The sequence below is a fragment of the Alloiococcus sp. CFN-8 genome (assembly GCF_049943125.1).
Taxonomy (GTDB): Bacteria; Bacillota; Clostridia; order Clostridiales; family Clostridiaceae; genus JAEXZL01.
Genome location: NZ_CP188040.1, coordinates 195,220 through 212,900, shown reverse-complemented (window position 1 = coordinate 212,900; position 17,681 = coordinate 195,220). Strand labels below are relative to the sequence as shown.

Annotated in this window: 17 protein-coding genes; 13 read left to right on the top strand and 4 right to left on the bottom strand. The window is 35.0% G+C overall.

The window, feature by feature from the left end:
- Window positions 1-107: 107 nt before the first annotated feature.
- Window positions 108-2,048: a sensor histidine kinase gene (locus ACPWSR_RS01065; protein WP_426349842.1), complete on the top strand. Its 1,941-nt coding sequence runs from the start codon at window positions 108-110 to the stop codon at window positions 2,046-2,048.
- Window positions 2,049-2,093: 45 nt separating this feature from the next.
- Here ACPWSR_RS01065 and ACPWSR_RS01060 read toward each other — a convergent pair whose 3' ends face one another.
- Window positions 2,094-2,504 (bottom strand): DUF2188 domain-containing protein, encoded by a 411-nt coding sequence (locus ACPWSR_RS01060; protein WP_426349841.1) that lies wholly within the window; start codon window positions 2,502-2,504, stop codon window positions 2,094-2,096.
- A gap of 15 nt (window positions 2,505-2,519) precedes the next feature.
- Window positions 2,520-3,068, bottom strand: coding sequence for a DsrE family protein (locus tag ACPWSR_RS01055; RefSeq protein WP_426349840.1), 549 nt, complete (start codon window positions 3,066-3,068; stop codon window positions 2,520-2,522).
- Window positions 3,069-3,359: 291 nt separating this feature from the next.
- Between ACPWSR_RS01055 and ACPWSR_RS01050 the strand changes: the two genes are divergently transcribed.
- The 11 genes from ACPWSR_RS01050 (at window position 3,360) to tpx (ending at window position 14,324) form a co-directional block, all read left to right on the top strand.
- Window positions 3,360-3,671: a hypothetical protein gene (locus tag ACPWSR_RS01050; protein ID WP_426349839.1), complete on the top strand. Its 312-nt coding sequence runs from the start codon at window positions 3,360-3,362 to the stop codon at window positions 3,669-3,671.
- Window positions 3,672-3,686: 15 nt separating this feature from the next.
- Window positions 3,687-4,742 (top strand): V-type ATPase subunit, encoded by a 1,056-nt coding sequence (locus tag ACPWSR_RS01045; RefSeq protein WP_426349838.1) that lies wholly within the window; start codon window positions 3,687-3,689, stop codon window positions 4,740-4,742.
- A gap of 9 nt (window positions 4,743-4,751) precedes the next feature.
- Window positions 4,752-6,758, top strand: coding sequence for a V-type ATP synthase subunit I (locus ACPWSR_RS01040; RefSeq protein ID WP_426349837.1), 2,007 nt, complete (start codon window positions 4,752-4,754; stop codon window positions 6,756-6,758).
- A gap of 12 nt (window positions 6,759-6,770) precedes the next feature.
- On the top strand, window positions 6,771-7,202 hold the full coding sequence (locus tag ACPWSR_RS01035; RefSeq protein WP_426349836.1) for an ATP synthase subunit C: 432 nt from the start codon (window positions 6,771-6,773) through the stop codon (window positions 7,200-7,202).
- A gap of 7 nt (window positions 7,203-7,209) precedes the next feature.
- The gene (locus tag ACPWSR_RS01030; RefSeq protein ID WP_426349835.1) at window positions 7,210-7,518 is read left to right on the top strand and encodes a V-type ATP synthase subunit F; all 309 of its coding nucleotides are present in this window, start codon (window positions 7,210-7,212) and stop codon (window positions 7,516-7,518) included.
- A gap of 20 nt (window positions 7,519-7,538) precedes the next feature.
- Window positions 7,539-8,153 (top strand): V-type ATP synthase subunit E, encoded by a 615-nt coding sequence (locus tag ACPWSR_RS01025; RefSeq protein WP_426349834.1) that lies wholly within the window; start codon window positions 7,539-7,541, stop codon window positions 8,151-8,153.
- Between the two features lie 12 nt (window positions 8,154-8,165).
- The gene (locus ACPWSR_RS01020) at window positions 8,166-9,941 is read left to right on the top strand and encodes a V-type ATP synthase subunit A (protein ID WP_426349833.1); all 1,776 of its coding nucleotides are present in this window, start codon (window positions 8,166-8,168) and stop codon (window positions 9,939-9,941) included.
- Window positions 9,942-9,949: 8 nt separating this feature from the next.
- A complete protein-coding gene (locus tag ACPWSR_RS01015; protein ID WP_426349832.1) occupies window positions 9,950-11,323 on the top strand; it encodes a V-type ATP synthase subunit B in 1,374 nt (457 codons plus the stop codon).
- 11 nt (window positions 11,324-11,334) lie between these two features.
- Window positions 11,335-11,943 carry a V-type ATP synthase subunit D gene (locus tag ACPWSR_RS01010; RefSeq protein WP_426349831.1) on the top strand — a complete coding sequence of 203 codons (609 nt, stop codon included), beginning with the start codon at window positions 11,335-11,337 and terminating at the stop codon, window positions 11,941-11,943.
- Window positions 11,944-12,039: 96 nt separating this feature from the next.
- Window positions 12,040-13,701, top strand: coding sequence for a hydroxylamine reductase (gene hcp, locus ACPWSR_RS01005; protein ID WP_426349830.1), 1,662 nt, complete (start codon window positions 12,040-12,042; stop codon window positions 13,699-13,701).
- Between the two features lie 128 nt (window positions 13,702-13,829).
- The gene (gene tpx / locus ACPWSR_RS01000; RefSeq protein WP_426349829.1) at window positions 13,830-14,324 is read left to right on the top strand and encodes a thiol peroxidase; all 495 of its coding nucleotides are present in this window, start codon (window positions 13,830-13,832) and stop codon (window positions 14,322-14,324) included.
- A 72-nt stretch (window positions 14,325-14,396) separates the two neighbouring features.
- Here the strand turns inward: tpx and ACPWSR_RS00995 are convergent, their stop codons facing one another.
- Both ACPWSR_RS00995 and ACPWSR_RS00990 read right to left on the bottom strand, forming a co-directional pair.
- The gene (locus ACPWSR_RS00995) at window positions 14,397-15,686 is read right to left on the bottom strand and encodes an NCS2 family permease (RefSeq protein ID WP_426349828.1); all 1,290 of its coding nucleotides are present in this window, start codon (window positions 15,684-15,686) and stop codon (window positions 14,397-14,399) included.
- 146 nt (window positions 15,687-15,832) lie between these two features.
- Entirely contained in the window at window positions 15,833-16,102 is a 270-nt protein-coding gene (locus ACPWSR_RS00990) for an acylphosphatase (protein ID WP_426349827.1), read from the bottom strand.
- A gap of 124 nt (window positions 16,103-16,226) precedes the next feature.
- On the opposite strand from ACPWSR_RS00990, the gene ACPWSR_RS00985 reads away from it, so the two are divergent.
- A complete protein-coding gene (locus ACPWSR_RS00985) occupies window positions 16,227-17,612 on the top strand; it encodes an MATE family efflux transporter (RefSeq protein ID WP_426349826.1) in 1,386 nt (461 codons plus the stop codon).
- The last annotated feature ends 69 nt before the right edge of the window (window positions 17,613-17,681 follow it).

The window sequence follows — 17,681 nt, the reverse complement described above, 5'->3', positions numbered from 1 at the left end:
TAAAAAACAATAAAAAGTGAGTAAAAAGTCAAAACTTGTGGTATATTATATATGAATATGAAAAAAAATGCACATATTACATATAGTAGAAGTGGGGACGATTATAAATGGTAGCTTTAGAAGAAGTGCCTATAGTTCACTATTATATAGATTGTAGAGAAAATAAAATATTTGAGATTAGTGAGCCTCTTTTAGAACTTTTAAAATATCCTAAGGAGGAATTTATTAATCAAGAGCTGGAGTTCTTTTTTGATAAGATAAACTTTCCTATTAAATCTTCTATGCTTTTTGATAAAGAGCATGAGGGTATATTCTTAAATAGATTTAATAGTCCTTATAGAGCTATTATGAAAGGCATATCCATGGAATCATATGCAAGGATTGAATTTTTATTGGTAGAGGATTTTACTGAGTCTGATAGTCTAAAAGGAATATATCAGCTGGTAAAAAATAGTCTTCAGCCCATGGCTATATATGATGCTCATGAGCTTAAACTGATATATTCTAACTGTAGCTTTTCTAAGCTTTTTGGGTGTGATCCTGATAATAATAAAGCCTTAGATAAAGCAATTCTTCAGGGAAAGATTGGATTATTACCTAAGGAATATGAATGCCTTATGGAGAGCGTTATAAAAAAATGCAAGCCTTTGCATAAGAAAATATATATAAGGAAGCATGGAGATGCTCTGATAAAATTTTCTGACATTTCCTTGATTCCTATAGCTCCACAGGACAGAGTTGAGTATATAATATTTTCATTAGAGGATATCTGCCAGGTAAACGAGCAGAAAGATCTGATTCAGAAGGAAAAAGAATCCCTTTATAGTATAATAAATTATTTGGATATTCCCATGTTACATTTATCCTATCCAGAACTGAGACTTATGAGAATTAATCATTGTGCTTCTAAGCTCTTCAAAGAACTTTTTAATGTTATATCACCAATATACATTTATGATATCCTTACTCTAGGTATTGAAGATTATAGCTTCATAATTAATGACTTGGAAAATATACAAGAAACAAAATACTATAAGAGCATACACATTGGTAAAAAGATATTCAATATAATTTGCCAGCCTCATAAAAATATAGATGATAATATACTTGAGATAATAATAATTTTTATAGATGTCACGGAAGAAGTGGAAAAGAGAGATGAGATAAGTAATTTATTAAAGGCTCAAGAGGAGTTTTTTGCCTTCATATCCCATGAGTTTAAAACCCCGATCACAGTAACCTTATCCGCTGTTCAGGTTATGGAATTTAGTGGGAGAGAAGAGGCTTCTCCTTTAATAAAAAAATATATAAATAAAATAAAAAAGAGTGCCTTTCAACAGCTTCGTCTCGTTAACAATCTTTTAGATATAAGCAGAGCTGATTCTGGCTACCTTAAGATAAATAGAAAAAATATAGATTTAGTAGAAGTGACTAGAGTTATTATAGACTCTATAGAGCTCTATGCTAAAGAAAAGGGTATAGATATTGTATTTAACTCAGCAATTGACCCATTAATTATGGCTCTTGATGAAGAAAAATATGAAAGAATACTTTTAAATCTTCTCTCCAATGCCATTAAATTTACTCCTTCTGGAAAGAATATATATGTAGATATATCAGAAAAGGGAGGGAAGGCTGTGATTTCCGTTAAGGATGAGGGAATAGGTATACCTAAGGATAAGCTAAAATATATTTTTGAAAGGTATGCACAAGTAAACCCATCTTACTCACATTTGACAACAGCTTCCTCACAAGAGAATAATTTATATTCACTTTCAGATAGTTCTTATTCTCATGAAAATAATTTTCTTATAAGGAATCATGAAGGAACTGGTATTGGTTTGTGTCTTGCAAAGCTAATGACCAAAGCGCTAGGAGGAGACATAGTTGTCTTTAGTGAAGTGGGAAAAGGTGCCACCTTCCTGGTTCATCTGCCTAAGCTATTGGTTCAGGAAGAAAATGGGCTCATGGGAAGAGATGTTGATTATCTGGATGATAGGCTTATGAGAAATATAAATATTGAGTTCTCTAATTTAGAAACAAGCTAAAGGGCTCTGGAATATTAATATTCCAGAGCTTTATTTAATGTGGCCTTATAATGATTTTTCAAAGGTGCCATCCTTGCGATGTATGATGAATCTGCTGGGCTTCTTTTCTAAAAGCTCTTCAGCTTTTTCTAGGGCCTCAGCCTTACTGTCAAAAGCAAAGCTATGTCTCTTTGCCCCTACCTTCCGTATAATCCATTTACTGTCCTTATAAACCAAATGATATAGTATCTCTTTTTTACCCTTTAATGGTTTATTTCCTTTTTCTCTTTCCTTTGATGAAAGAATAGCTGCTCGATTATTTGCCCAGATTTCCGATGTTGATATTGCTATTGGTATAGCTCTTCCTTCTTCATAGCCATCAGTTAAGAGGGCATTGGCTATCTCAATGGCTTTATCTCTCTGTTTATCAGGAAGGTTTTTCATTGAACTGGGATAATCATTTTTATTCCAGGGCATATTTACCTCCTTTGTTTAAAACACAAGATATGCATAGCCAGAATTCTGTTTGCTTACAAGCTCTACTGCACCATGAGGTACCGTAGATACAAAGCTAAAGAGCTTCTCAGCATCTATGTTATATTCTGTTAAAGAGTGAGCGCAAACGATAAATTCACTGCCAGAATTATATAAGCCTAAGATATCTGTAGCTAAATCATCACTGTTATGTGCCAATGAAGCTTTCAAGGAATCCACAATGTCTGTATTGCTTTTTTCTTTATCAATTAATGTCTTAACAGCCTCATCTGTTACAACAAAAATCAAATGTATACTCTTCTGCCCCAAGCTATCATAAAGAGCCATGGCAGAACCTATAGCAGTCTTCCACTTGTCTGAATTCTTTACATGAAGCATGGCTCTATATCTATGGGATAGATTAGTGTTGTCGGCTATTCCCTCTTCTCTATAATCATTTCTGTTCTGGTCCTCTTTATTAACTTCATGGCCAGGACTAATAGTATTATCTATTGATGGTATTATTGGAGGATTGACTCCAAAAGTCTGGTTAAAATTCTCTGACATAGTTTAGCCTCCTTTACATTATTTAATTATTTATTTGTTATACTAAATACTATCATAATTAATTTCTAAATGATTACAAAATACAAAATGTTAAAATTAATTTTATAAAGTTAGTAAATTGTTAAAAAAGAACAAAGAAGCTAGTAATAGCCTGTCCAGATTCGAATAGTATCAAAATCTTAATTTATTCTTTAAAAGCTTCGAATTTCTCTTATTTGTTTCAAATTTCTCATTTTACAATTTTTTTAAAAGTATTAAACTATTAATGTAGCTTTTGAAGGAGGTAAATTTATGCAATATGTTATAAACAGCATAATTAACATGGATAAGGAAGCTGAAAATTATGAAAAAGAAATAAAGGAGGAGATACTAAAGAGAAAGAAGACCTTGAACGATGAGCTTTCTAACATGGAAAGTGAGTATCAAGGTCAAATTAAATTTTTAAAGGAACAGGTTCTTGCAGATTCTAGAAAAGAAGCAGAAATAAAAGCTCAAAAAATAATAGAAGCAAAGAATTCTAAGCTACAGCAAATTAATGAAAAGTTTCAGAATAATAAGGCACAAATCGTTAACTCAGTGTTTCAAAAAATTATCAACTCCTAATTAAGGGGGGAGAATATGGGCAATGTCATAAGATATGGAGCTGTTAATACAAAAATTAAAGCAATGAAGAGTAGCTTTTTAACCGAGGAGCAGTATCAAAAGCTTATAAATACCAATTCCTTTGAAGAGGCTATAAGGTTCTTAAAAGAGGAAACTGATTATAGTGAGCTTTTTCAGGGGATAAGTGCTGATAGTATTCATAGAGGCCAATTTGAAATAATAGTAAAAAGATATCATATTGAGAGGCTGTATAAACTTTCTCACTATTTTAGTGGTGACTATAAAAAGCTTATTAAGATTTTATTTATGAGATATGAGATAGAAGATTTAAAGGTTATACTACGGTCTAAATATGTTAATCGTTCTAAAGCAGAAATAGAGGATATGCTAGCTTATAAGAATCTATTAAATACTGTAGATTATGACTATCTGTTATCAGCTTCAGACATACATGATCTAATAGAAAAACTAAAGGATAGCATATATTATAAGCATATTAAGCCTTTTGAGCAGACAATTAATAAGGAAGGCTTATTTATGATAGAAAATAATCTTGATATACTTTTTCACTCTACTCTGAGAAAATTTATTAAGAAGCTTGATTCTGAGGATATGGAGGCTATTTCTGATATTATTGGTTTTGAAGCAGATATGTTAAATATTACTGCTATTTATAGAGGAAGAAAGTACTATAATCTATCTCCTGAGGAGATATATAACTACACTATCTACGATTACTATAAGCTTAAACCTGAAATAATCAAAAAACTGTGTTATGCAAAAGATATGGATGAGTACTTTGACATATTAAAAGATCTACCCTATAAGCAGATAATACCAATGAATGATAATGAAGACTTTTTGATTGAAGTTTATGAAAGAGCTTCCTTTAAAAAGTTTTTAGATAAGTATATGGCTAAATTTCAGCTTAATATTTCTGTATTGATGGCTTTTGTTAATCTGTTAAATATTGAAATCAAAAATATTGTATCCATTGTTGAAAATAAAAAGTATGGGGCAGGAGATACTGGCCTGATTAAGTATCTAAACATGTCATTAAAAAAGGGGTGAGCATAGTAGATGGCTGTAGAAAAAATGCACATGGTTGATTTAGTTGGTGATGTCAACCAGTTTGATAGGATAACGAAGCTGCTGGTTTTACTAAATAACTTTGAGCCAGTTGATGCCTTTCAGCAAATTAATTCTTCAAATTTTTATATAAGTACTAACGAAACAAATATGGATGCTATTTTAAATGTATCACAAATACTTCCTGCAAATAGTAGTAGGGATTTTTCTGAGACCAAGAAGCATTTAAATGAAATTGTTAGTGCTAAAACCTCTCTCATTAAGGAAGACTATGAAAAAATATCACCTATGATGAACCAGGATGAGATAGTGTCACAAATAGGAGAGCTTTATAAGGACTTTAAAGATATCAATGATAAGCTTGAAAATTATAAACACCTAATGGAGGACTATCAGAAGCTTAGTGAAAGCTTAGATTTTCTTTCAGAGGTGGATGTTAAAATCGAGAACCTAAATGATTTAAAGAATTTTTCTTGGGGAATATATAAAATAAGCCGAGAAAACAGAGAGAAGCTAAAAAGGAATTATGAAAACATTCCTTCAATAATTATAACAATATATACCACAAAGGATTATAAAATTATTTTGACCTTTACCCCTAATCTTTTGTTAAAGGAAGCGAATAATATTTTTAGATCCGCAAACTGTGAGCCTATCCCTAATGCCATGGGTTTTAATGGTACACCAAAGGAAGCGGTACAGGAGCTCCGAAATCTTCAAAAGGATTTAGAAAATGAAGTGAAGCTTTTAGAAGAGGAGCAGAAAGCCTTCATAAAAGAAAATAGTGGTAAAATTGATATTTTAGAGATAAGCCTTGATCTAGAGATGCAATCTAATGCAGTGAAAGCAAAGGCAGCTATAGCTAAGGATTTCTTTTATATCAGTGGATGGGTTCCTGAAGGTGAAATAAAGAAATTAACAAGAGCCATAGAAAAGATAGATAAGCAGATAATAATAATAGATAAAAGTGCTGAAACTCTGGAAAATTCAAATTTAAAGGCTCCTACCAGACTTAAAAATAATTTCTTGGTTAAGCCCTTTGAATCCATGGTAAGGATGTATGGAATGCCTTCCTATGGAGAGATAGATCCTACAGCTTTTTTAAGTATAAGCTATTTACTTCTTTTTGGAGCAATGTTTGGAGATTTAGGTCAGGGCCTAATATTTGCTTTAGCTGGACTATTTATCTCTAAGAAGATGAAAAGAGTAAATCTTGGTGGAGTGTTTACTAGGCTGGGCATTAGCTCTATGGTTTTTGGAACTCTCTACGGAAGTGTTTTTGGCTTTGAGACGGTGATACCAGCTCTTCTTATAAGGCCTATGGAGGATATTATGGATGTTCTCATAGGAGCGATAGTTTTTGGTTGTATCCTTCTTATAGTAGGTTACATTTTGGGACTAATAAATGCTTACAGAAGAAAGGATATAGAACATGGGCTCTTTGGTAAGGATGGTCTGGCAGGCTTGCTGTTCTTCCTTACAGTATTAGGACTGATATTATCTATTTTCTTAGATATAAATATCCTTCCTACAGGAGTTTTTGTTGCTCTTTTAGTAATATTGCTTCTTATGATTTTCTTAAAAGAGCCTCTATCAAATTTAGTTTCAAATCATAGACCTCTTTTCCATGATTCTCCGGGGTCATATTTTGTAGAAGCAGTATTTGAAATAATAGAAACACTGCTCAGCATGTTTTCTAACACCCTGTCCTTCATAAGAGTAGGAGCCTTCGCTATCAATCATGTAGGCCTCTTCTTGGCCTTTGAATCATTAGCACATATGGTCAATGGTGGTATAGGAAGCATATTGATATATGTATTAGGTAATTTAGTGATTATTGGCTTGGAGGGATTGATTGTGTTCATCCAGGGTCTGAGGCTAGAGTATTATGAGCTGTTTAGCAAGTACTATAGCGGTTCAGGTTCGCCTTTTACTCCAGTTTCTATAAAGTATCAGGATAGACTGAATATTTCTAGTGAAGAGATAAATTTAAAATAAGGAGTTGTTAATATGATGTATTTATTTTTAATGGTGGTATTTGCGATAGTAGTAGCTACAATATCCTATGGACTTGTTCAGAAAGCCAAGGAAGATATTAATGGTAAGGTGAAGATAAGAAAAGCACTGAAGGTTAATTTGTCAATTTTTATCCCTGCAATCATGGCTGCAATAGTAATTATGATACCTGAGGTAGCTCATGCTGCTACAGAAGGAGCCGGAGCATCTATTGGTGATGGTATGGGCTATCTAGCTGCAGCTTTAAGTACTGGCTTAGCCTGTATTGGTGCTGGTTATGGTGTTGCAGCTGTTGGTTCTTCTGCTCTTGGAGCTGTTTCAGAGGATCCAGGTATATTAGGTAAGACTCTTATATATGTTGGTCTTGCTGAAGGTATAGCCATTTATGGTCTGATTATTTCCATAATGATATTAACAGGAATCTAAAAAGTATATGAGAGCTTATATAATTAGCGATAATATAGATTCTTTAGTAGGAATGAAGATTGCAGGTATTGATGGAATTGTAGCTCATACAAGGGAAGAAGCATTGAAAAGCCTTGAATATATTAAGAAGGATAAAGATATAGGTATAATCATAATCACTGAAAGAGCTATGGCTTTTATTTCGGAAGAGATGGAAGAAATCCGAATGGGTAAGTACAGCCCATTAGTTGTACAAATTCAGGATAGACACGGAACAATGAGAGGCAGTGATTATATAGCTAAATATATGAAGGAATCCATTGGTCTTAAAATTTAAATAAGGAAGTAGGTGATAGAATGTCTACTACTATTGATGATAAATTAAGGCTTTTCCATAAAGCTATATTTGAAAAGCTAGAGGAAAAGAAAAATAAGCAGCTTGAGGATTTTCGCTTAGACAGAGAAGAAGCTATAAGAGAAAAGAAGGAAGAGCTGGAGAAAAAGCTAATGGCTGCAAAGAAGGAGAGCTTTAAAAAAGCTAACACAAGAGCTCTTGAAATTATTTCTAAGGAAGAAAGTAAAAGCAATCGTGAAATCTTAGGCTTAAAGGGTAAGCTCATAAAGGAAGTAGAAACAGCTCTCCAGGAGAAGCTAACCGAGTTTGCAGCTTCGGATAGCTATAAGAGTTTTATTATGGAAAAGTTAGAAGCTAGTCTTAAATCTTTACAGAGAGGAAGCTATATTCTTTTTGCCTTGGAAAAAGATATCGAGGCTCTCCAGGAAGATATTAAGCACCTTGAAGCTAAATGCAATAATATTAAGCTCACTTATAACCCCCTAGATGAGGACTATATTGGAGGCTTTATTATAGAGGATGAAGAATTCATTTACAAATACGACTGTACCCTTAAAAATATGCTCTTGGAAAATAAAGAGACTATAGGAATTATGGTTACAGAAGCTTTGGCGTAGAGGGGGTATATAATGGATAGTAAATTAGGGAAAATTATAGCAATAAATGGACCTGTAGTTAAGGCAAAAGGTATGAGCGGTTTTCAGATGAGAGAAATGGTTATGGTGGGAGAGAAAAGACTCATTGGTGAGATAATCATATTAGATGGAGATAATGCAACGATTCAGGTTTATGAAGAGACTGGAGGACTAAAGGTTAATGAACCAGTTGAGTCCACAGGTAACCCCTTAAGCTTAAAGCTTGGTCCTGGAGTTTTAAGTGGTATTTTTGATGGAATAGAAAGACCTCTTCTTAAAATCAATGAGATCAACTATGGATTCATTCCTGAAGGAATAGGCCTTTTAACCATTGACGAAGAAAAACTATGGGAAGTTACTATTAAAGCACAGGTTGGCGACTACTTAAAGAGCGGTGATGTTTATGCCACAGTTCAAGAGACGGATTTAATACTCCATAAGCTCATGGTTCCCCCTTATAAAGAAGGGACTGTGGTAGAGGTATTACCCTCGGGAAGCTATAATATAGAAACCACCGTAGTTAAGCTAAAAACCTCAGAGGAAATAGAAGAATTAAAGCTTTACCAGATGTGGCCTGTTAGAAATGCAAGACCTATAGCGGAGAGAAAAACAATCTTTAGACCACTTATTACAGGTCAGAGAGTAATAGATGTTTTCTTCCCCTTAGCCAAGGGCGGTACAGTTGCTATTCCCGGAGGCTTTGGTACTGGTAAAACAATGACACAGCATCAGCTAGCTAAATGGTCTGATGCCGATATCATAGTTTATGTTGGTTGTGGTGAAAGAGGTAATGAAATGACAGAGGTTCTGGAGGATTTTCCTAAGCTCATAGACCCTAAAACAGGTAAGTCTCTGATGGATAGAACCATACTCATTGCAAATACCTCTAATATGCCCGTAGCAGCAAGGGAAGCTAGTATTTATACTGGCATAACCTTAGCTGAGTATTTCAGAGACATGGGATACCATGTGGCCATAATGGCTGATTCCACCTCCCGTTGGGCAGAGGCTCTCAGGGAGATTTCTGGAAGACTAGAAGAAATGCCTGCAGAAGAAGGCTATCCGGCTTATCTTCCTTCAAGGCTTGCAGAGTTTTATGAAAGAGCCGGCTATGTTGAAAACCTAAATGGTACCGAAGGCTCTGTTACAGTAATAGGAGCAGTTTCTCCTGCCGGTGGTGATTTCTCAGAGCCAGTAACACAAAATACTAAGAGATTTGTAACGGCCTTTTTAGGGCTTGATAAGAATTTAGCTTATTCTAGACATTATCCTGCAATAAACTGGTTGACCAGCTATAGTGGTTATATAAATCTTTTAAGAGAATGGTATGAGGATAATGTATCCTCTGAAATATGGGAGCTAAGAGGAGATATGCTTAAGCTTCTATATGAAGAAAATAAGCTCTTAGAGATTGTTAAGCTGGTAGGTGAGGATGTTCTTCCCGATGATCAGAGGCTGATCTTAGAAACGGCAAAGATAATAAGGATTGGCTTCCTGCAGCAAAATGCATATCATCAAATGGATACCTATGTACCACTATCTAAGCAATATGAGATGCTTAAAACTATAAGTATTTTTTATGAACATGCTAATAAGGCTGCTAAGGTTGGAGTTCCTATAGCATTTCTCTCCAATAAGGAAATTACCGAGTCTCTTCATAAAATGAAATATAATGTTCCTAATGATGATTTTTCTTATCTTGAAAATCTTCAAAAGGAAATTAAAGATTACTATGAAGCTCTCTACCAGAAATATGCAACTAAAAAGTAGGTGATAGGATGAAAAAAGAATATTTAAGATTAGATAAAGTGCAGGGTCCTCTTATAATAGTTTCTGAGGTAGAGAATGTTGGTTATGATGAAATAGTTGAAATTAGATTATCCGATGGTTCTAGAAGACAGGGAAGAGTAGTACAGATGGAGCAGGATAAGGCTATTATACAGGTCTTTGAGGCGACTCAGGGAATATCTGTAATCAATGCTTCTGTATCCTTTACTGGAAGACCCTTTGAGCTGGCCCTTTCTAAAGAAATTCTTGGAAGAGAGTTTAATGGAGTAGGAGCTCCTAGGGATGGAGGTATTCCTATATATTCTAAAAATAGAAGAAATGTTAATGGGAGACCTTTAAATCCTGTAGCTAGAAAGTATCCAAGAAACTTTATACAGACTGGAGTTTCATCCATAGACTGCCTTACTACTTTGATTCGTGGTCAGAAGCTACCTATATTTTCCGGTAGTGGTATGGCCCATAATGAATTAGCGGCACAGATAGTTAGGCAGGCAAAGATAAGTGCTGATGAAGCAGATAACTTTTGTATAATTTTTGCTGCTATGGGGATTAAGCATGATGATGCAAGCTTTTTTAGACAGAGCTTTAAGGAAGCAGGAGTGCTTCAAAAGGTTGTAATGTTTACTAATCTAGCTGATGACCCTATAGTTGAGAGGGTTATAACCCCTCGCTGTGCTCTTACTGCTGCTGAATATTTGGCTTTTGATGAAGGGATGCATGTATTGGTTATCCTAACAGACATGACCAGCTATTGCGAAGCTTTAAGAGAGCTTTCCTCCTTAAGAGAAGAGGTCCCAAGCAGAAAGGGATATCCAGGATATCTATATTCTGATTTAGCTTCTTTATATGAAAGAGCAGGAATGCTCAATGATGGCAGCGGTAGTATTACTCAGATACCTATATTAACTATGCCTAATGATGATATCACCCATCCTATTCCTGACCTTACAGGGTATATCACTGAAGGGCAGATAGTTCTGAGCAGGGGTCTACAGCAAAAAAATATCTATCCACCAGTTAATATACTTCCCTCATTATCGAGATTAATGAAGGATGGTATTGGGGAAGGGTATACAAGAGAAGATCATGCTGATGTTTCAAATCAGATATTTTCCTCCTATTCCAGGGTGCAGGATATTCAAGCATTGGCTCAGGTAATAGGAGAGGAAGAATTGTCTGAAACAGATAAGATCTTTATGGAATTCGGAAGAGCTTTTGAAAATAGATTTTTAAATCAGCACTATGATGAAAATAGAGATATAGACGAAACCTTGGATTTAGCATGGGATATTCTTTCGATACTACCACGTAATGAGCTGGATAGAATATCTCAAGAGGCTCTAGATAAATATTATAGAAGCTAGGTGGTAAAATAATGGAAAATACAGCACCTACCAAATCTAATCTAATGGCTGCCCAAAGCTCTTTAGAGTTTTCTCAAAAAGGCTTCGAGCTCTTAGATAAAAAAAGAAATGTATTGATAAGAGAAATGATGGGCTATATGGATAGAGTTAGAGGCCTTCAGGAGAAGATAGATTCTACTTTTCAGGAAGCCTATGAAGCTTTAAGAAGAGCAAATATTAGCTTAGGCATCAACTCCATAGAGGATGTAGCCCTAGCAGTACCAGAATCAAGGGACTACGAGGTTATATATCGCTCAGTAATGGGAGTGGAGGTTCCAGAGGTTAAGTATACAAAGAAGCCAGTGACTCCTGCCTATGGCCTATATAGCTCCAATTCTGCTGTAGATGAAGCCTTTATAAAGTTTAATGATGTTAAATACCTCATTTATGAGCTAGCTGAGGTGGAAAATGCAGTTTACAGACTTGCCATAGAGGTGAAAAAAACTCAGAAGAGAGCAAATGCTCTGCAAAATATTCAGATACCAAAGTTTAAGGATTTAATCAAAAATATATCTAATATATTAGATGAAAAAGACAGAGAGGAATTTTTTAGGCTTAAAGTGGTAAAAAAGAAAAAATAAATATATTATGGTAAAATCGGTAACCTTTGTTACCGATTTTTTTTATTCTAGACCGTAAAATAAAGCTATAAGTTAGAAACCTTGGGAGGTATGAAAGTGATTAAGGAATTAAATTTAAATGGCTATGATATGTTTTGTTTTCAATGTGAACAAAGAGCAGGAAATACAGGCTGTACTAAATTTGGAGTATGTGGTAAAAGTCCTAGAATAGCTGCACTGCAGGATTTATTAGTGTTTCAGCTTAAGGGAATAGGCTATCTTGTAGAGGAATTAAAAAAGTCCGGGGTTAAGGCTGTCTCCGCGGATATAAATAGATATATGGTTGATGCTTTATTCACAACCTTAACTAATGTAAGCTTTGATGAGGCTCCCATTGGAGAATTAATCATTAAAGGAAATGGAATTAAGGAGAACCTTATAAAGGCTTTAGGAGAAAGGAATGTTATTGAAGCTGCTTCCTATAAAGCACCCATTACAGTAGATTTAATGGTGGATGCTGCTAAGGCAATCAGTATACCAGCTTTAAATATCAATGAAGATATAACTTCCTTAAGAGAGCTTCTTATTTATGGCTTAAAGGGAATGGCAGCTTATGCTCATCATGCCTATGTACAAGGCTATGAAAATCAAGAGGTTTACGAATTCTTCTATAAAGGCTTAGCTGCTACTCTTAATGATGCCTTAGGAGCAGAAGAGTGGATTGGCTTAAACATGGAGCTTGGTCAGGTGAATTTTAAGATCATGGAGCTTTTAGATAAGGCAAACACTGATAGCTTTGGACATCCAGTACCAACAGCAGTACCTGTTACTAAGAAAAAAGGACCCTTTATAATAGTATCCGGACATGATCTTAAGGATTTAAAGGAACTGTTAGAGCAAACAGAAGGAAAAGGAATTAATATATATACTCATGGTGAAATGCTTCCAGCTCATGCATACCCTGAGCTTCATAAGTATCCTCATTTAGTAGGAAACTATGGCGGAGCTTGGCAGGATCAGCAGAAGGAATTCGATGGAATACCTGGAGCTGTGCTTATGACTACTAACTGTATTCAAAAGCCAAGAAACAGCTATATGGATAGGATTTTCACCACCAGCGTTGTGGCATGGCCAGGAGCTGTTCATATAGATGAAGTAGATGGACATAAAGACTTCACTCCTGTAATCGAGAAAGCTCTTTCTTTAGGTGGTTTTATGGAAGAGGATGAAGAGCAAACTATACTTGTTGGCTTTGGTCATAATGCAACTTTAAGTCATGCAGGAGAAATAATTGAAGCTGTTAAACAGGGAGCTATAAAGCATTTCTTTTTAATCGGTGGCTGTGATGGAGCTAAGAGTGGAAGAAACTACTATACAGATTTAGCAACGTCACTTCCTCAGGATACAGTTATTCTGACTCTTGCCTGTGGTAAATATCGCTTTAATAAGCTGGATTTTGGAACCGTAGCAGGACTGCCTAGACTTTTAGATGTAGGACAGTGTAATGATGCTTATTCAGCTATCAAGATAGCATTAGCACTTTCAGAAGCCTTTGAATGTAGTGTGAATGATCTTCCTTTATCCTTAATACTTTCCTGGTATGAGCAGAAGGCGGTATGTATACTCCTTACCCTCTTATCCTTAGGAATAAAGAATATTAAGCTGGGACCTTCTCTTCCAGCCTTCATCACTCCAAATGTTTTGAAGGTATTAATAGAAAACTTTAATATAGCACCTACTACTACTGTTTCTGAGGACCTTAAAGAAATATTAGGATAAATTATCTTTCATTATTAATTGACTATTATCAATTTTGTGTTAACAATAGCTATGTTAACTGGTTACTCAAAGAAGTAAGGGGTATAATATTAAAAGATAATATTTCAGTAATAATGGAGGGAATAAACGTGCAGGTAAAATTTAAAGGTGATATAGTAAATTTAGCTGGAAAAAAAGTAGAGGTAGGAGCTATCGCAAGAGACTTTAAAGCTGTTGACAATGATTTGAAGGATTTTTCTCTTCAAGATACAAAGAATGTAAGGATACTATTGTCTGTGCCATCCATAGAAACTAGAGTATGTGATATTGAGGTTAAAGAGTTTAATGAAAGAGCAGCAGAGATTCCTGGGGTACAGATAATAACAGTATCCATGGATCTACCCTTCTCACAGGCTAAATGGTGCGCTGCCAATGGTATAGAGCAGGTGAAAACTGTATCAGATTATAAGTATAGAAGCTTTGGAGAAGAGTATGGTGTTTATATAAAGGAGCTCGGACTTCTTACTAGAGCAGCTTTCGTGGTAGATAGCTCTAACAAGGTAGTTTATGCAGAATATGTAGAAGAGGTTTCTACTAATCCAGATTTTGATGCAGTTATAAAAGCAGCAAAAGAAGCTAAATAATATAATATTAATCCCTTGGGCTTAGTAAGCTCAAGGGATTTTATCTATGTTTATAATATAATTGTTCACTATCTAATATAAAATTGTGAATACGAAATTCAATACAAAAAGTAAGGCTATTATATATAGAGCAGGACTAATATCCCTCTTAGCACTGGATATTATTTTTAAGAGTGGATATGCTATGAAGCCAAAGCCCATTCCAGTAACTATATCAGAGGTGAAGGGGATTAGTATTATGGTTAAAAAGGAAGCTATCCCTTCTGAGTAATCGGAAAAGTCTATTTTTGTGATATTCTGTACCATAAGCAATCCAATGATTATAAATACAGGAGCCACAGCTAAATCAGGTATTAGGCTTACTAGAGGTATAATAGGTATACACAGTAAAAATAGTAACCCTGCGATTACTGAGGTTAGGCCTGTTTTTCCACCTACAGCAATACCTGCAGCGCTTTCTGCAGCGGTTACCGTAGGGCTGGTTCCTAAAAAGCCGCAGGTTAGGGCTGATACTGCATTTGCCTTAAAGCTCTTATGAAATTTATTAGGAGAAGAAAGCATTTCCCCTACATAAGCATTAATAACTCCCATATTGCTGAAGATCAGTACTAATGCAAAGGAGATGGAAGCAATCCAAAAGGGAATTGTCCCTATATCCTTTAAAGAAAATTTCATAAAGACCTCATTATATCCAGTGAGTGAAAAGCTTAAGTTTTGATTAAAATCAAAGGAATTAACTCCAAAGAGAAAGCTGATTATAGTACCGATAAGTATAGTAAGTAAAAAGTTTCCTGAAACGTTTCTTATATATAGAAACAGAGCAATTATAAAGGTTAAAAGAGCTGCCAGTACTTCCATTGAAGCAAGATTACCCAAAGTGCCAAAGCCTGTTGGTGAGGGGATTATTACTCCGCTCTTTTGCAGTCCTAACAGAGCAAGAAATAAACCTATACCTACAGTGATTGAGGTTTTTAAGCTCTCAGGTATGGAAGTCATGAGTATACGCCAAAGGGGTGTAAAGGCTACTATTGCAAATAGTATTCCGCTGATTAGAACAGCTCCTAAGGCTGATTCCCAGCTTAATCCCATGGTATTTACTATCGTGTAGGAAAATAATGCGTTTACGCCCATACCGGGTATCATTACCAGAGGAGTATTTGAATATAGGCCAGTAAATATAGACCCTAGGGCTGAGGCTAAAATAGTAGCAAGTATAGCTGGATTTCTTGGAACCCCACCCTCTGCTAAAATAGATGAGTTAACAGCTATTATATAAACTACAGCAAAGAAGACCGTTAAACCGGCAGTTACCTCCTGCTTTATGGTAGTCTTTTCCTTAGTAAAGTGAAATATCTTATCCATATTTAATTGTAGATCCTTTCTTATCTTTTGATTATTGCTTATATTGGAATAGTAGTACAAGGATTATTCTACCAGATGAAGCAAAATAGGTAAACAATCATTGAAAATTGTTAATGGTATATTTTATATTATCCCTTCATAACCTGCTAGAAGGTTTTGAAGGATTTTTCCTTTTCCTTTATATCAATATCATCCTGATATAAAGCTGTTACTCTTGCAAAGGGGGTACCTTTTTTTATTTCCATTATAAAGACATCTACAGCCTCAGGGGTTCCTTGGGCCTCCAGCTCTACTGAACCATTATCTAAGTTTTTTGCATAGCCTGTTACTTTATACTTTGAAGCTATAAGGGCTGCATTATACCTAAAGCCTACACCCTGTACTCTACCTTCTACTATGATGTGCTTTCTTACCATATTATCCCTCCTTATAGTTGTTATTATATTATAGCTTACCTGAAAATACTTTGCATTTAATTCGTTGCATTTACCTTTGTTTCCAATTATACTTAATGTTGTTATGATTGGAGAGTGATGTTCTTTGAATAAAAATATTGATTTAACAAAGGGAAGCATAACAAAAAAGATGATAACACTGGCTCTTCCCATAATGGGCACTTCTTTTTTGCAGACGGCTTATAATATAACGGATATGTTTTGGATAGGCAGGGTTGGGACTAAAGCTGTAGCTGCCGTAGGAACAGCGGGCTACTTTACCTGGCTTGCCAATGCTTTTATAATGATTTCTAAGGTAGGAGCAGAGGTAAAGGTTGCTCAAAATCTCGGTAAAAGGGACATGCATTCCTTAAAGAATTACATAAGTACAGCTCTTCAAATAAATATTATCCTTGGTATAATCTACACCCTGGGAGTATTTTTGCTCAGGGAGCCTTTAATTGATTATTTTAAGCTGGGGGATTCAAATGTTATTTCTATGGCTCATACCTATTTGAAAATAATATGCATAGGACTTCCAGCATATTTTATAAACCCGGTTTTCACTGCCATATTTAATGGTGCAGGGAATTCCTCTACTCCTTTAAAGATTAACACTATAGGCTTAGTTTTTAATATGATTTTTGATCCTTTACTGATATATGGGTTAGGTCCTATAAAGCCTATGGGAGTAGCTGGTGCAGCAATAGCGACGATACTGGCTCAGATATTAGTTACCATCTGCTTTATTATAAGGATTATTAAAGGAAATGAGGAATATCTTAGATTCAAGGTATTTGATAAAGTTAAATTAAGCTACTATTCCTCCATAATTCGTCTTGGTATTCCAGTAGCCTTCCAAAGTGGCTTATTCACCATGTTTTCAATGGTAATTGGTAGAATAATTGCTGCTTGGGGAGCTGAAGCCATTGGAATACAGAAAATAGGCTCACAGATAGAAGCTATATCCTGGATGACGGCAAACGGTCTTTCTACTGCCTTATCGGCTTTTACAGGACAGAACTTTGGAGCTGGAAAGAAGGAAAGAGTTATCAAAGGATATGGCTATACCATGGCCATTGCTTCCGTGGTAGGGCTTGTAGCTATGGGAATCTTGATGATTTTTGGAGAAGCCCTGTTCTCTGCCTTTGTACCTGGTGATACAGCAGCCATATCAATGGGTAAATCTTATATGTTTATTTTGGGCTATTCTCAATTATTTATGTGCATTGAAATTACCACCTCTGGTGCCTTTAATGGATTGGGAAGAACCTTGATACCATCAATAATCAGTATAGTGTTTACTGGCTTAAGGATACCTGCTGCTTTATTACTTTCTGGAGAGCTTGGTTTGGGGCTTGATGGCGTATGGTGGAGTATCAGTGGAAGCAGCATAATTAAGGGTATCTTATTGACTTTAATATTCATAATAATCATCAAGAGAGATAAGCTGTTTAATAATGCAAAAGGACAATTAAATATGAAATTTTAATTCCCTGAAGTTATTGTACTTTAAATAAGGTATAATTAAGATTATATATAGCAATATAAAACATATATT

Coding starts and splice junctions, on each gene's coding strand:
- ACPWSR_RS01065 (WP_426349842.1), top strand. CDS start 108: ATGGTAGCTTTAGAAGAAGTGCCTATAGTTCACTATTATATAGATTGT.
- ACPWSR_RS01060 (WP_426349841.1), bottom strand. CDS start 2,504: ATGCCCTGGAATAAAAATGATTATCCCAGTTCAATGAAAAACCTTCCT.
- ACPWSR_RS01055 (WP_426349840.1), bottom strand. CDS start 3,068: ATGTCAGAGAATTTTAACCAGACTTTTGGAGTCAATCCTCCAATAATA.
- ACPWSR_RS01050 (WP_426349839.1), top strand. CDS start 3,360: ATGCAATATGTTATAAACAGCATAATTAACATGGATAAGGAAGCTGAA.
- ACPWSR_RS01045 (WP_426349838.1), top strand. CDS start 3,687: ATGGGCAATGTCATAAGATATGGAGCTGTTAATACAAAAATTAAAGCA.
- ACPWSR_RS01040 (WP_426349837.1), top strand. CDS start 4,752: ATGGCTGTAGAAAAAATGCACATGGTTGATTTAGTTGGTGATGTCAAC.
- ACPWSR_RS01035 (WP_426349836.1), top strand. CDS start 6,771: ATGATGTATTTATTTTTAATGGTGGTATTTGCGATAGTAGTAGCTACA.
- ACPWSR_RS01030 (WP_426349835.1), top strand. CDS start 7,210: ATGAGAGCTTATATAATTAGCGATAATATAGATTCTTTAGTAGGAATG.
- ACPWSR_RS01025 (WP_426349834.1), top strand. CDS start 7,539: ATGTCTACTACTATTGATGATAAATTAAGGCTTTTCCATAAAGCTATA.
- ACPWSR_RS01020 (WP_426349833.1), top strand. CDS start 8,166: ATGGATAGTAAATTAGGGAAAATTATAGCAATAAATGGACCTGTAGTT.
- ACPWSR_RS01015 (WP_426349832.1), top strand. CDS start 9,950: ATGAAAAAAGAATATTTAAGATTAGATAAAGTGCAGGGTCCTCTTATA.
- ACPWSR_RS01010 (WP_426349831.1), top strand. CDS start 11,335: ATGGAAAATACAGCACCTACCAAATCTAATCTAATGGCTGCCCAAAGC.
- ACPWSR_RS00995 (WP_426349828.1), bottom strand. CDS start 15,686: ATGGATAAGATATTTCACTTTACTAAGGAAAAGACTACCATAAAGCAG.
- ACPWSR_RS00990 (WP_426349827.1), bottom strand. CDS start 16,102: ATGGTAAGAAAGCACATCATAGTAGAAGGTAGAGTACAGGGTGTAGGC.